The 14,165-nt window shown below is 52.4% G+C and carries 11 protein-coding genes; 6 read left to right on the forward strand and 5 right to left on the reverse strand.

The window, feature by feature from the left end; all coding sequences use genetic code 11:
* The first annotated feature begins 72 nt into the window (after nucleotides 1-72).
* Entirely contained in the window at nucleotides 73-1,185 is a 1,113-nt protein-coding gene (locus QEH59_RS06045) for a response regulator (protein ID WP_308984462.1), read from the forward strand.
* 99 nt (nucleotides 1,186-1,284) lie between these two features.
* Entirely contained in the window at nucleotides 1,285-2,091 is an 807-nt protein-coding gene (gene proC / locus QEH59_RS06050; RefSeq protein WP_308984463.1) for a pyrroline-5-carboxylate reductase, read from the forward strand.
* Between the two features lie 22 nt (nucleotides 2,092-2,113).
* Here proC and QEH59_RS06055 read toward each other — a convergent pair whose 3' ends face one another.
* Nucleotides 2,114-2,716: a thioredoxin family protein gene (locus QEH59_RS06055; RefSeq protein WP_308984464.1), complete on the reverse strand. Its 603-nt coding sequence runs from the start codon at nucleotides 2,714-2,716 to the stop codon at nucleotides 2,114-2,116.
* Nucleotides 2,717-2,816: 100 nt separating this feature from the next.
* Here QEH59_RS06055 and glgA point away from each other — a divergent pair, with 100 nt between their 5' ends.
* Together glgA and QEH59_RS06065 are read left to right on the forward strand one after the other, a co-directional pair.
* Nucleotides 2,817-4,076, forward strand: a complete 1,260-nt coding sequence (gene glgA, locus QEH59_RS06060) for a glycogen synthase (protein WP_308984465.1) — start codon at nucleotides 2,817-2,819, stop codon at nucleotides 4,074-4,076.
* A 1-nt stretch (nucleotide 4,077) separates the two neighbouring features.
* Entirely contained in the window at nucleotides 4,078-6,045 is a 1,968-nt protein-coding gene (locus tag QEH59_RS06065) for an alpha-1,4-glucan--maltose-1-phosphate maltosyltransferase (RefSeq protein ID WP_308984466.1), read from the forward strand.
* Between the two features lie 196 nt (nucleotides 6,046-6,241).
* Here the strand turns inward: QEH59_RS06065 and QEH59_RS06070 are convergent, their stop codons facing one another.
* Both QEH59_RS06070 and QEH59_RS06075 read right to left on the reverse strand, forming a co-directional pair.
* Complete coding sequence (locus QEH59_RS06070; RefSeq protein ID WP_308984467.1) at nucleotides 6,242-7,303, reverse strand: phytase; 1,062 nt, start codon at nucleotides 7,301-7,303, stop codon at nucleotides 6,242-6,244.
* Between the two features lie 48 nt (nucleotides 7,304-7,351).
* Nucleotides 7,352-10,060 (reverse strand): TonB-dependent receptor, encoded by a 2,709-nt coding sequence (locus QEH59_RS06075; protein ID WP_308984468.1) that lies wholly within the window; start codon nucleotides 10,058-10,060, stop codon nucleotides 7,352-7,354.
* A gap of 198 nt (nucleotides 10,061-10,258) precedes the next feature.
* Here QEH59_RS06075 and QEH59_RS06080 point away from each other — a divergent pair, with 198 nt between their 5' ends.
* Both QEH59_RS06080 and QEH59_RS06085 read left to right on the forward strand, forming a co-directional pair.
* A complete protein-coding gene (locus tag QEH59_RS06080) occupies nucleotides 10,259-10,756 on the forward strand; it encodes an alkaline phosphatase PhoX (protein WP_308984469.1) in 498 nt (165 codons plus the stop codon).
* A 27-nt stretch (nucleotides 10,757-10,783) separates the two neighbouring features.
* The gene (locus QEH59_RS06085; RefSeq protein WP_308984470.1) at nucleotides 10,784-11,407 is read left to right on the forward strand and encodes a methylated-DNA--[protein]-cysteine S-methyltransferase; all 624 of its coding nucleotides are present in this window, start codon (nucleotides 10,784-10,786) and stop codon (nucleotides 11,405-11,407) included.
* Here QEH59_RS06085 and QEH59_RS06090 read toward each other — a convergent pair.
* Together QEH59_RS06090 and QEH59_RS06095 are read right to left on the reverse strand one after the other, a co-directional pair.
* On the reverse strand, nucleotides 11,377-12,099 hold the full coding sequence (locus QEH59_RS06090; RefSeq protein ID WP_308984471.1) for a response regulator transcription factor: 723 nt from the start codon (nucleotides 12,097-12,099) through the stop codon (nucleotides 11,377-11,379). The two genes, QEH59_RS06085 and QEH59_RS06090, sit on opposite strands and share 31 nt — an antisense overlap.
* Nucleotides 12,092-14,038 (reverse strand): sensor histidine kinase, encoded by a 1,947-nt coding sequence (locus QEH59_RS06095; RefSeq protein ID WP_308984472.1) that lies wholly within the window; start codon nucleotides 14,036-14,038, stop codon nucleotides 12,092-12,094. The genes QEH59_RS06090 and QEH59_RS06095 overlap by 8 nt, the downstream gene beginning before the upstream one ends.
* Between the last annotated feature and the right edge of the window lie 127 nt (nucleotides 14,039-14,165).

Here is a 14,165-nt window from a genome sequence, read left to right on the forward strand (position 1 = left end):
TACTCACTATTTTAGCCAACAGCGCAAAACATCACTTGTTTTACGATCACTCACCACAGAACAACGCCCATTTTGAGCAAAAAACAGCAGCCTAAAATCCTAGTCGTTGATGATCAGCCGATTAACATCAAGCTACTCCAACGTAAACTTGAGCGTCAGGGCATGGAGGTCTACGTTGCCTATAATGGACGTGAGTGCCTGCAAATAGTCGAGGCCAATCAACCGGACCTAATTCTGCTCGATATCATGATGCCGGAAATGGACGGTATCGAAACCTGTCAACGCCTGAAATCCAACCCAAAGACGGAAACAATCCCCATCATATTCATCACCGCCAAAGCTTCTAAAGAAGGAAAACTTGAAGGCTTGGAGGCTGGCGCGGTCGACTATATCACGAAACCCATCGACCTGGATGAAACCCTTGCCCGCGTACGTACCCAACTGCGCCTACAAGAGATGTTTCATGAGAACCTGCAACTACAAGAACGCTTGGGAGATGCTCGCAAAGCTGCCTCGGTAGGCGCCATTACTCAAGGGATTGCCCACAATCTAAATAATCTATTAGGTGTCGTGGTAGGCTACCTCGATTTAATAAAAAACGGCCATGACAGCCCCGACATGGTCAAACGCAGTGTCGGTCTAATGGACCACGCCATCACGCGCATGGTGAACATTATCCGACAACTCGGCACCATCGCCAACAATGAGCGACTGGAACTCACCGCACTGACTGTCGCCGACCTAATTGATAGTAGTATTGAACGCTTTAACGACGACTATGAAGTCCACGCCGAAGTGAACGTGGAATCCTCACTGGAAGAAGACACTCAAATCTCTGCCAATGCGGAGACCTTTGAGATCATCCTGGGAAAGCTACTCGCCAACGCATGGGAAAGCTACCCTAAGGACACACCGCCTCAAGAGCGCAATATTCAATTAAAAGCAAGCATCCAACGCGAGCGAGGCCCTGCGATGCTTCAACTTCAGGTAATCGATCAAGGCGAAGGTATCGCCCCGCAAGTTCGCGAAACACTTTTTGAACCCTTCATTACGACCAAAACTTCAGTCGGGCGCGGCATGGGGCTCACCATCGCACGCCATACAATCCGCAATCTGGATGGCGAACTCTATGTAAAGGAGAATCCAGACGGCGGCGCGATTGCCACACTCACACATCCGCTATAAGGCGCTATAAGACTGAAAAATCGATTGCAGATCCACATTTCAAAGCGCACATCACTCAGCCACGCTCACCCATAGAGCAAAACCATTATTATACCAAATATGTCCATACGTATTGTATTCATCGGAGCGGGCCGCATGGCCTCTGCCATTGTTCGAGGTCTCCTCGAAAAAGAGCACTACACACCTGAAGAAATCGCCTGCACCTGTGGCAAGGACCCAACCGGCCCCGCACTCGCAGAAGCCACTGGCATTCAATTTCTGGAAGACATCACACCCGCACTCTACCAAGCGGAAGCCGTGGTGCTTGCCTGCAAGCCACAGCAATTCGCAGCAATCAGCCCCGAACTCGCTGAAGCCGCCCGCGGCAAACTGGTGCTTTCGATACTGGCGGGGACTCCTCTCAGTCGCCTCAGCAAGAAATTCGCTCACGCGCGCAATGTAGTGCGCACCATGCCCAACACGCCTGGTCAGATTGGCGCCGGGGTGACTGCATTCGCGCCTCTGCGTGAGCTATCAGAAAAAGACACAGCCATCGTAGACAACACCCTCAGCTCTCTGGGCAATTTCCATCAGGTCGAAGAAATCGACCTCGACGCGGTCACCGCACTCAGCGGCAGCGGCCCAGCTTACGTATTTGAATTTGCCGCCGCGCTACGTGACGCGGGGGTCCACTGCGGCTTGGACGAAGGTCTGGCAGATGCTCTCGCCATCGACACCCTACTCGGCGCGGCCATGCTACTTGCCGAGAGCGAAGATCGCCCCGAGGAGCTACGCGATGCAGTCACCTCACCAGGAGGCACGACTGCCGCAGCGCTCCAGGTATTTCAGGCAGGCAATTTCCGCGGTCTCATCGATCAAGCCTTGGCTGCCGCCAAAGCACGCTCCCTTGAGCTCGCCGCAGAATAAGCCGTCCCCTCAAAATGCGGCACTAATATTTAACGCTGCACCCATAAGGCACCGTTGTCGCATCCTCAACTGGCTCGCCAGCCTTAGCACTCTCGTAAGCGGCCTTCACATAGTTTTTGGCCTTGGCGATATCACTCTGGCGGGCCGATTTGATACTATCGATTGCACCTTGATAGACCAAAGTGCCTTCCGGGTTGATTAAATACATGTGAGGCGTCGTACGCGCATCATACTGCCGCCCGACACTGCCGGATGTATCCAGTAACATGGCAGTCGAGTGCATTCCTTGAGATTCACGCAAGACTTCGCCCTCAGCAGGAGTCACATAGCCCTGTTTCCCTTCAGCAGAGGAAATCACCTGCAACCAAACCACACCATCGGCAGTCATCGATTCTTGCAAAGCCTGCATATCCCCCTCGCCATAGTGCTTCATTACGAAGGGACAATGACGATTCGTCCACTCCAACACCACATACTGTCCCGTAAAATCTGACAAACGGTGCTGTTTGCCCGTCGTATCTGTCAGGGTAAAGTCAGGAGCCTGCGCTCCAACCTCAACCGCTGCATTTAATGTTGTCGTCCATAGAAAAGTTGCGGCAAGCACAAGAGAGAGATAGTTTTTCATAATAAGGCTCAAGTAGAAGTGATAGAGGCTATAGCAGACACCGATTCACTCCAAAAATCAAGTCGCTTACAACAATTCTAAAAAGCCTTGAGCACGCTCGTTGTTTAAGATTAATAACGAAGCCTATCGCACCCGACTGAATCAATCGCCTATGAATGCACTCATCTACAGTAATGAATATCCACCTTATAATTATGGCGGCGCAGGAGTGCATGTTGAATATCTGACCAAAGAACTCGCCAAACTACCCGATGTCGACGTCGATGTGCGCGCCTTCGGCGATCAAAAACAGAGCGACTACCCGCTCAGGGTAAAAGGCTACCCCGTCGACACCAGCCAATACACAGCCCCCAAGCACTTACACTCCATCTTCGGTAGCTCCCAGCGAGCCATCAGCTATAACGCCGACGGCAACCAGGCCGACGTGGTACACTGCCACACCTGGTACACCCATCTCGCCGGCATTATGACTAAGATGAACTACGGCATCCCACTGGTCATCACCGGTCACTCATTGGAACCCCTCCGTCCTTGGAAACGCGAGCAACTCCAAGGCGGCTACGACTTCAGCAGCTGGGTCGAAAAGACCGCACTCGAAATGGCCGACGCCGTCATCGCCGTTTCCGAAGGCACCAAAACCGACATCCTAAAACACTTCAACGTAGCCCCCGAAAAAGTACATGTGATCTATAATGGCATCGACACTGAAGAATACAAACCCGTCGACCCCAGCCCCGCGCTGACCAAGTTCAATATTCCTAATAACAAGCCTTACGTACTCTTCGTCGGCCGCATCACACGCCAAAAGGGCATCATCCACCTGGTCGAAGCGATCAAATACATGAACGAGAGTTATAACGTCGTACTCTGCGCCGGTGCACCCGACACTCAAGAGATCGCTGCCGAGATGAAAGCCGCCGTCGCCGAAGCCAGCCAAGAGCGCGATGGCATTTATTGGGTCGACGAGATGGTCAATAAGACCGACATCATCCAGCTATATTCCGGTGCCGCCGTTTTCTGCTGCCCTTCCATCTACGAACCTTTCGGAATTATCAATCTCGAAGCCATGGCCTGCGAAACTCCCGTAGTCGGCTCCGCTGTCGGTGGGATTCCCGAAGTTGTCGTCCACGACGAAACCGGCTTCCTGGTCCCCGTCGCCCAACAACACGAAAGCCCCTTCGCTCCGCTGCATCCCACCGCTTACGCCAAGGACCTGGCACATCAAGTCAACCGCCTAATGGACGACCCCGCAAAGCGCGAACGCTTCGCCAAAGCCGGCCGCAAACGCGCCGTCGAACAATTCAGCTGGACCAGCATCGCTCAACAAACCCGCGATCTCTACGCCTCACTCAAACAGTAAAATGTCTCTCTTAGCAAAAACCGCAGGCACTCGCCGTGTCGTCATCGATTACGTCACCCCGTCAATCGACGGTGGGCGCAACCCCTTCAAACGGGTCATCGGCGATTGGATCCCCTTCAAGGCAAACGCCTTCGCAGATTCGCACGACCGACTCCAAATTGAACTACGAGTTCGCAAAATAGAAACGGAAGAATGGCAGGTGCTCCCCATGCAAGCGCTGGGTAACGACGAATTCGAAACGACCTACCGCACCGATAGCATCGGCCTCTTCGAATACGAAGTCGCCGGAGTTATCGACCACTACGGCAGCTGGTATGAAGGTTTTAAGAAAAAGCACCAAGAAGGCGTCCCTCTCGATTTGGAATGCCGCATTGGCGCCGAACTGCTCGAGCACGCAGCCGCCCGTGCCAGCGAATACCACGCCGAACAACTACGCGAATGGGCCACTCACCTCGCCGATTCCAGCGCCGACATCGAAACGCGTATCAGCCTCGCCTACAGCCGTCACGTCGCCGACATCGCGCGTAGCTACCCGCAACGCGCCTGGGAGACCACCAGCGCCCGCTCGCTAATGCTGATCGAACGCGAGCTCGCGGCCTTCAGCGCTTGGTATGAGTATTTCCCACGCTCCTGTGTTGGCGACGGCATCACCCATGGCAGCTTTAGAGATGCTGCCAAACGTCTGCCCCAGATCCATGAGATGGGCTTCAACATTGTTTACTTCCCACCGATCCATCCAATTGGTCGCGAATTCCGAAAAGGCAAAAACAACACCCTCACTCCCGGTCCCGACGACGTGGGCAGCCCATGGGCAGTCGGCGCCGCCGAAGGCGGCCACAAATCAATCCTCCCCGAGCTAGGCACCCTCGAAGATTTCCAGCACTTTCTCGACGAGGCGGAGATGCGAGGCATGGAGGTTGCCCTGGATATCGCCTTCCAATGTGCCCCGGATCACCCTTGGGTTAAAGAACATCCACAGTGGTTCCGCTGGCGCCCGGACGGCACTGTGCAATACGCCGAAAACCCGCCCAAGAAATACCAGGACATCCTGCCCATCAACTTTGAGTCCGACGACTGGGAAAACCTCTGGGACGAGCTCAAAAACGTCTTCGAATATTGGATCGAGCAGGGCGTCAAAGTCTTCCGCGTGGACAACCCACACACCAAGTCGATGGAGTTCTGGCGCTGGTGCATCCTCAACATCAAGGCCAAGCATCCCGAAGTCATTTTTCTCGCCGAAGCCTTCACCCGGCCCAAGCGCAAATACTTCCTAGCCAAGGGCGGCTTCACTCACGGTTACACCTATTTCACTTGGCGTAACACCGCAGCCGAGCTGCAGCAATACGTCGAAGAACTCACCCAAGGCGACTCCAAGGAGTATTTCTGGCCCAACTTCTGGCCCAATACGCCCGACATTCTGCACGCCGATCTACAAACTGGCAACCGCGCCACCTTCATCGGTCGCTACATACTCGCGGCCACACTTTCCTCCAACATCGGCATCTACGGTCCCGCCTACGAACTGCTCGACCATGAGCCCTATCCTGGCAAAGAGGAAAACAATCACAGTGAGAAGTATCAGCTCAAGGCTTGGGACCTCGACAAGCCCGGCAACATTCGCGCCGAAATCAGTCGTGTCAACGCCATCCGCAACAATCACGAAGCCTTCCAGCGCACCTTTAATGTGCAGTTCATCCCCTGCACCAACACTCACATTATCGCCTATTTAAAGCAGAACTTCGAAAAGACTGACCGCTTCATCGTAGTCGTCAACATGGACTGGGAAAACAAACAAGTCGCTACACTCGACCTAACACCCGAAATCCTTGGCCTCAATCACGGCGGCAGCCTGCGTCTAGTGGATCAGTTCGCCGAAACTCCTCTCGAATATACCTGGCACGGCACCGCACCCTATCTCGAGCTCAACCCACAAACCTGCCCCGCTCATATTTTCCAGATCATCGATTAAAAGACGTAGCCGTGCAAACCAGCGCTACACCATGCTATCACAGTATTTTTATTTTTGTGAACCTGTTACATTTGAAGCGAGATACAACGTGTCAACAAACGGCCATGCACCTGCATGGCCGTTCGCCGCGGGCCTCCAACATCCCTTAACCTCACATACGCCCACACAGGCGGAACTTTTGCTCTGGTTAATGTGTTTATTCCACTAGACTCTGATGCGGTGCGTCCAATCCTAAAGCCTCAAATATGTCAGCAAAGTCGAAGGCAGAAACCGCACGGTCGTTTTCGCATGCATAAAAGAGTCCCATGGGATAACGATCACCGACCTTTGTAGTCGCCCAAACTCCATCAGTATTCAGCGTATAAGCTCCCTCGAAACCGCCTAGATAATCCAAACTCACACGATCAAAAAGATGAAAGCGATTCGAAGTCTTACTCTGATCGGTCACAATCCAATAACCACTCGTATCACTGGTCTCGTAAAGAGCAATGCCTTCAACCTGCGCTTCAAAAATTCCCTGACCGATATTTTGCCCAGTGTAATGACCGTTTAAGTCATAAATTTTAACAACACGACCCTTATTCGAATCTTCCAATTCGTCCGCGACTAAAAGACGTTGATGAGCTGGATCTCCATGAATCGACTCAACGACGTAGAGACGGCCCTCGCCTGAGGTATCCCCAAACGCAGCCACCCATTCGCCTTCGGCGCTGTCTCCTTCGACTTCGAGCAAGAAGCGCTGCACGCGACGCCCGAGCTCAGCATCCGCAGGGACTTCCCCTTCCGGCGTTTCATAATTATCCGTCACATATACATCATACTCCATATGATTCCGCTTACGAACGTAAAGGCCATAGGGCTTACCGAGTACATCTTCACCAAAGCTGGTCAATGGTTTCATGTCAGGAATGCTTAGCACCTGTACCCGCTGATTATCACGTTCGACTACTAACATCAGGTTGTCGACCACCCAGATGCCATTAGGACGATCAAACTGTCCAAGCTCAATCCCATGCCCTCCGATGCGCTGGAGCATGATACCATTCGTGGCATTAAAGACATTGACCGAATGCCCCTCCTTACTGGTTGCGAACAGCAAGTGTTCTCCGGCGGGGCCGTGCCACGATGCAGGGGAATCAATATTCTCGCGCGTTTGGTCAGTCGTAAAAAACACCTCGTTGATCACAGGCAACTCCAAGGCATTGGAACTACTAGCGAATGCACACATTGCTAAGGACAAGGACTTAAAATAATTCATGGTTAATAACTGCTTTAAATTTTGTTTTATAAACTATTCAGTTCTTGATTAGAATCTCCATTTAACACCAACTGAGCCGGAAACTCCGTATTCTTCGTGTTGCGCGAGGCGTCCCGACTCGCCCCAATAAGCGCGCAACGGCTCATTGAACAGATTATTGACCTCCGCAAAAACACTCACCCCATTGTAGAGGCGAATACTTCCATAGAGATCAACCTGGAAAAAATCATCGACGTAGCGGTCTTGATAAGACTCCTCGCCTAGTTCATCCAAATAGTCATCGCGGTAGCTGCCCGAGATACGTAGGTAGTAACGATCATACTCCCAAGCCAAGGAAAGATTGCCGATCATATCACTCTGACGCAGGAAACTGATCTGCGCCATCTCACCACCATCAGGACGCTGCGCATCAGCTTCACTATCGGTGAGTGTTAGATTTGCCTGCACACTCAACCCTCTGAATGCGCCAGGCAAGAAATCCAGCTGCTTCGAATAACTCAACTCAACACCAAGTATATCACCAGACTCGCCATTCTCAAAAGTCGTGACCTCATCAGGGCCCACGTCGAAGGTCTGCTCATAAATGAAGTTTTCGATATCCTTATAAAAAACCGCAAAACCAAAGACCCCATAATCTTGGCTGTAGTATTGGAGGGAGGCATCGAAATTCATCGACTCATAGGGATCTAAGTCTGGGTTGCCACGCGTGACTTCATTGCCCTCTCGCTCGATCCCTGGGCGACTTTGATCAAATGTTGGCCGCGCGATGGTATTGGTCCACGAAGCGCGGGCTACGAGCTCATCCCCGAACTCGCGACGCAAGTGAATACCAGGCAACAGATTGGTATAGTCCTTGTCGAATTTCACGTCAGAGATGGTATCTGTATCTTCGTCATAAGCGAAGCCCTCAGTGCTAAAATCGGTATGCTCAACACGTGCGCCTGCGATCAATTCCCATTCACCTATGTTAAAAGAAGCCATAAGGTAAGCTGCTAAAACATCTTCGTCAGTTTCATAGTCTTCAATAGTGGAATCGACAACATCATCCACAAAAAGAAGATTTCCTTCCGCATAATTAAAGATACCTGTGTCTAAGCTAGGAGTCGGGCGATGAAATGGATTGCGACGACTACTTTGGCGAAAAAGATTGGCTGTTTCAATACCAGTATCATCGTCAGCTGATCGCTGATCAAAATCACTCTCCTTGGTTTTGGCACGTGCGATCCCGCCGAACTTTACGTAGCGAAGAACGCCGTCATTAAAGTCGCGTTTGACATCAAGTTTCCCCGAGATGTCTGTTTCCTCGACGAGTTGATCACCTATTGTCAGCTCATCAAATTCAAAGATCGATGGATCGCTGTAGTCAACACCAGCTGTGGCACCACCGAGATGTGGCTGATAGCCGGATGCATTCGATACAGTTCCAGAGGAAGTTCCGTCAGCTTCATAAATGACTTCACGGTCATAAGGCGTTTCCTCCTCTGCTCGTGAATACGCGAGCGTATAGTTAACTGACCAATCACTGAATGTCTGCTCGCCACCAATAGAAGTGACAAAGATACGCATATTCTCTTCGCGCTCTTTCAGCTCAACAACACTCTCAATCTCATCGTTATTAAAACTAGAGTCACTCACTCCGCTAAAATCGCCGGCAAATGAACTCGCAGAAAGGTCTCGAACTTCCGTGTCTGTATATTCATTATAGCTTGTACGTAGAAAGAAGAGGCGATCCTCACTTGGCTTATATTCGATGGCCGCCGAAAGACCAGTGCGCTCTCGCACTAAATCGTATTCGCGATACTCAATGGTATCATCCGGCACCCATGAACCGCCTTCTTCAACCCACTCATCAGACTCGACATTGTCCGAACCAAATGTGCGCTCTGAGTTGACGAAGGAAAGAAACAAACCCCATTCTTTTTCAGCACCAAAAGTATCAGCATAGAAACCATTAAACTTGTAGCCGGCCTCATCAACTAAATCAGAGTAAAGAAGTGCACTACTTAGGTTGGCAGCACGCCCATCAAAATCAAAAGCACTGGGAGTGCGTAGATTAATATAACCACCGATCGAGTCGCCAGGCTGATCAGGCGTCACAGCTTTCGTCACCTCAAGTGTGTTCAACACCTCAATTGGTATCGTATCCAATAGTGTGCTACGTTCACCCGCAGATGGCGCAGCCAACGTCACACCATCAATGGCAACACTGTTTAAATTCGGATCAATACCACGTATGATCACAAATCGACCTTCCCCTTGGTCACGCTCAACTGAGATGCCAGGTAGCCGATTCAATGCCTCTGCTGCATTCGTATCCGCAAATTGACCGAAAAGGTCCGCAGAAACAACATTGCGTAGATTCTCGGAACTACGTTGCAAATTAAGCGCTTTCGCATTTGCCGACTCGTAAGCGCTAACCTCAAAATCAGTCAGCTCATAAAATGAGAGTGTCAGCGCCACATCCGTCAACTCAGCGTGGGTCTCACTCACAGCCGCTTTAATTACATTCTTATTCGCTCCGATATAATCGAAGACCACTGTATATTCTCCAGCATCGATCCCTGAAAAGCTGTAGTAGCCGCTACGACTTGTCGTGGTGTCTAATTTAAGTTCAGGCAGCGTAACCTTAACGCCTTCCAACGCATTACCTGATTTCTGATCAGTCACATAACCTGTGAGATCAGCAGCCGAAACTGCACCTGCCAGTATGAGGCAACTCGCAGTATAAATGAGTGATTGTTTTGATATCGAATACATAATTAGCAACTGCAATGCCGCCAAAGATAGTTAAATCAAGTTCATTGCGAGATACAGCTGTCGCTTTTTCACCCCCGTCACCGTGCGCCTACATTCGTAACATCAGTTACCTAAATGTCACAGGCATACAACTCGAACGCATTGCTTAACTCCAACAATTCAAATTATATAAAGACATGACTACACGATGTCACGTGGGTGGATATCGACAATGTCGAATCGCCTGACGATGATTTGCGCTACCAGGGTTACAAAAAAGGTGCTGCGCGCGGCGAGAGCATGTGGTACGCTGACGGGGAAGTGTATTTCGCCTGTACCAATGGTGGCGCAAAGGAACTAGGGCAAATTTTTCGCTACACCCCAAGCCAGTATGAGGGGACCCCGCTAGAGCTCGAAGCGCCGAGCCACATCGAACTCTTCATAGAGTCTAATGATCAAACGCTGCTGAAGAACTGTGACAACCTGACCATTGCAAACAACGGAGCTCTCTTCATTTGCGGAGACGCGGACGACACCTGTAAAATCGTAGGAATCACGCCCGAAGGTAAACTTTTCGAGTTTGCGCGTAACGCCTATACCGATTCCGAACCGACAGGTGCCTGTTTCTCACTCGATGGAAAAACAATGTTCGTCAATATTCAGAAAAATGGTATGACACTAGCCATCACCGGCCCGTGGGAAAAGCTGATAAGCTGATCTCAATAAGAGACAAAGAGTAATTCTATGACGATAGCAGCCTTCCATAAAAAATCCGCAGATTATAGCGCACCAACACAGTCCGACACAAAGCCATCGTGCTTTAAGCAGCATGGCACAGGAGAAACCATCCAATACGGATTGGTTCCATTTAAACTAGGCATGGCCTTGGTCGCCGCATCTGCGGTGGGTATATGTTGGGTTTCACTCGGAAAAGAACAACAGTCATTGGAAAAGCATTTTCATGCTCAATTTAAAAACGCCTTACGACTGCCTTCAGGCGCGAACTTTGAAAAACTGCTCATCAATGTGGTCAGCTGTCTCGAAGCACCCAGCCTACCCAACACCATCTCACTAGATCTGCGCGGCACCGTATTTCAGCAGAAGGTTTGGGCAGCTTTACGCACGATTCCTCCGGGAACGACCAAGACCTACGGAGAAGTGGCACACATGATCGGACGTCCACAATCAGCACGAGCCGTTGGCACCGCTTGCGCGAGTAATCGTATCGCCATACTCATCCCCTGCCACCGAGTTGTTCGCGCAGATCATGGCCCAATGAACTACCGCTGGGGCGCAGATCTAAAATATGATTTGATTCAATTGGAAGCGTCCCGCATTCAGGCATCAAAAAGTTCACCAGGCTTATAGCGGTAGCCGTAACCGTGCACAGTCAGTAGATAGCGCGGCTTCGCGGGTTCGGGTTCGATCTTGTGCCGTAGCTGCGAAACGTGCTGATCCAAGGTGCGGGTGGTCCCTTGGTAATCGATGCCCCAGGCGGCGTTAAGCAGCTCATCGCGACTCAACGCGCGGTCGGCATGCTCGATAAATGCAAGCAACAGCTTATACTCTAATTGAGTCAGCGGAAGCTCTTGATCGCCGCGTAATAATTGACGCCGCGCGCGATCGAGCTGGATGTCTCCAAAGTACACCGGGCTCTCCGCGCCGCTTTGGTTGGCGCAAGTGCTGTTGGCGGCGCGCCGCAGTGCGGCACTCACTCGCGCCAGTAACTCACGTACGCCAAAGGGCTTGGTCATATAATCGTCTGCGCCCAGTTCGAGGCCTAGCACTTTATCGATCTCCTCACTCTTGGCGCTGAGCATAATGATGGGCAGGGCCGCGTCACTTTTGCGAATTGAGCGACAGACGTCGTAACCACTCAAGCGAGGCATCATAATGTCGAGAATCGCCAGATCGGGACTGGTAGATTCAAAGAGCGCGAGCGCTTCTTCGCCCTGAGTCGCGACGGCCACACGATAGCCCTCGCTTTCTAAAAGATCGACCAAGATCAGGCGAATGCTCGCGTCATCTTCGGCAATGAGAATCTGTTTGGGATCAGCCATGGATTTGTAAAATAAAGGAACAACCGCTGGGGTGATTTGATTCGAGCTTGAGCGTGCCGCCCATTTCCTCGGCCAATCGCGCCGCGATACTGAGCCCGAGCCCACAGCCGGGGCGTTCTGCAGTCAAACGATCATCTAATCGATGAAAGGCGTTAAAGACTTGTTTGCGCTCGGCGGCCGGGATGCCGGCTCCGTAATCAGTGACGCGCAAGCACCAGCCGGAGCTCTCACGCGTGAGCACCACATCCGCGCGCTCACCGGAGGAAGCATATTTGGCCGCGTTATCGAGCAAGTTGAGCAGTATTTGCTCCAATGCATCGCGGTCGACATGGGCTTCCAACATCTCATCCGGCGTCGCGACCGTGATACTTAAGCCGTCCGCTTGCAGGCGATCGGCCTGAGCCGCAACAATTTCTCGAACGGCGCTGCTCAACTCAATCGCCGCAACCTGACCGCGATGTTGGCCGCGTTCCAGCCGACTGAAATCGAGCACGTTATTTACCAGACGCGTGAGCCGCTGCGTTTCGTTGACCATATTTTGCAAATACACGCGTTGCTTGTCGGGATCTTTGACACGTCCAGCGTACAACATATCGGCAAACAAGCGAATGCTGGTCAGCGGCGTTTTCAGCTCGTGCGATACATTCGCCACAAAGGTGGTCTTACGCTCAGCATCGCGGGCATCGCGACGCGCTTGCCAAATCAAGAGCGTCGAGCCGAGCAAGATCGCCGCACTCAGTCCCACGATAAAGAGCCCCCCCACCAACCGAAAGCTGCTGCCAAAGGTATTCTCGCCATTGGCACGAAAGGTCTCGATTCGCCACTGCGGCAGCGCACTGCCCACTGCGAGAGACAGCTCTGGCACCAACGATACTTCGCGGCTACCATAGCGCGGCGCATAATCTCCCGCGACCACATGCCCCTGCGCATCCACTAGGCGAAACCGCAGCCCCTCGTTTTGCGACAGGCTGATCGCTTTGGAAAGCTCGGCGACAATGGCCTCCCGGTTTAGCCAGACGCCAATATAGTTCTCACGATCCGGCAAGCCACTCCACGCCATCCACGCTTCAGTCCCGCCGACCATGGAACTCACCCACGCTTGACGCATCGGTGCGCGTGCGTCAGCGCCATCCTCTCGCGAGCTCAGCTCGGGAGCGCGGTCCGCCAGTTGCTGCGCAGCACCTGAGCGCTGCCGCGCTGGCGAAGCTGGCATAGGCAGCTCCGCGAAGTCTGCCACATCCGCCTTCGATTCGGCTTCGTCCTCTGCCAAGGAACTAAAAATACTGCGAAGCCCCACCCGATTATCGACGTTGACCTTACGCACCGCAGCACGTTGCTCTTTCAAAGCTATATTCTGCGAAACAACCTTATGCTGCACCGCAGGCACTTCTATTTCATCTCCAGCGCTTGCGTAGACAGCATCCATTTCCATCGCAGCTGCAGGGGCCGCCGCATAGGCATCGCTCGGCGCACTGGACGTACGCGCGGCAACTGGGGCCGCCTGCACCACATCCTCCGGCAACAAACGCTCGTCCTCAAAATCAGGCAAAGTCCAGGGAAATTCACCGTCCCCCGGCCGAAGCGAACTTGGCGACGGCAATTGCCCGCGCTCACCGAACCAAGCCGTCACCGCGTCTGAGCCGCGAAAGTAAAAACCTGCCACGATATAAGGATTGCCCTCAACCAACTCGGCCAGCGCGATGCGCGGCTCCGGCACCGTCCGCACGGCAACCAGCCCCTCGCGGACCCCGTCGCGCAACTCGCCCATTAATAAATCAATACTTTCGGCGACAGATGCCGTCCGGTTGGCCAAAGTGCCGGCGGCCAAAGCCTCCACCCGATCGGCTTCGCGCCCCAGCAACCACCACGCAGCCGCAGCCATCGCCAACGTGGCTCCGAAGAGGAGGCACCAGGCAAATATAACAGGACGGAAACGCATAGTTCGAATACTCGTGGAAGGTGATGAATTTGAGAAGCTTGAAATAGAGAATCACGGAAGGATTGAGCTCCGTCTCAACCGTGCAGAGCCAAAGCACGATGGATACGGCAGCTAAAGCAGCCACTAC

This window comes from Thalassobacterium sedimentorum (assembly GCF_031127905.1).
GTDB classification, from domain to species: Bacteria; Verrucomicrobiota; Verrucomicrobiia; order Opitutales; family Coraliomargaritaceae; genus Thalassobacterium; species Thalassobacterium sedimentorum.

What these genes read in the sequence shown, in the direction of transcription:
- QEH59_RS06090 (WP_308984471.1), bottom strand. Translation starts at nt 12,099, where the DNA reads ATGGCTGATCCCAAACAGATTCTCATTGCCGAAGATGACGCGAGCATT.
- QEH59_RS06075 (WP_308984468.1), bottom strand. Translation starts at nt 10,060, where the DNA reads ATGTATTCGATATCAAAACAATCACTCATTTATACTGCGAGTTGCCTC.
- QEH59_RS06055 (WP_308984464.1), bottom strand. Translation starts at nt 2,716, where the DNA reads ATGAAAAACTATCTCTCTCTTGTGCTTGCCGCAACTTTTCTATGGACG.
- QEH59_RS06095 (WP_308984472.1), bottom strand. Translation starts at nt 14,038, where the DNA reads ATGCGTTTCCGTCCTGTTATATTTGCCTGGTGCCTCCTCTTCGGAGCC.
- QEH59_RS06085 (WP_308984470.1), top strand. Translation starts at nt 10,784, where the DNA reads ATGACGATAGCAGCCTTCCATAAAAAATCCGCAGATTATAGCGCACCA.
- proC (WP_308984463.1), top strand. Translation starts at nt 1,285, where the DNA reads ATGTCCATACGTATTGTATTCATCGGAGCGGGCCGCATGGCCTCTGCC.
- QEH59_RS06070 (WP_308984467.1), bottom strand. Translation starts at nt 7,303, where the DNA reads ATGAATTATTTTAAGTCCTTGTCCTTAGCAATGTGTGCATTCGCTAGT.
- QEH59_RS06065 (WP_308984466.1), top strand. Translation starts at nt 4,078, where the DNA reads ATGTCTCTCTTAGCAAAAACCGCAGGCACTCGCCGTGTCGTCATCGAT.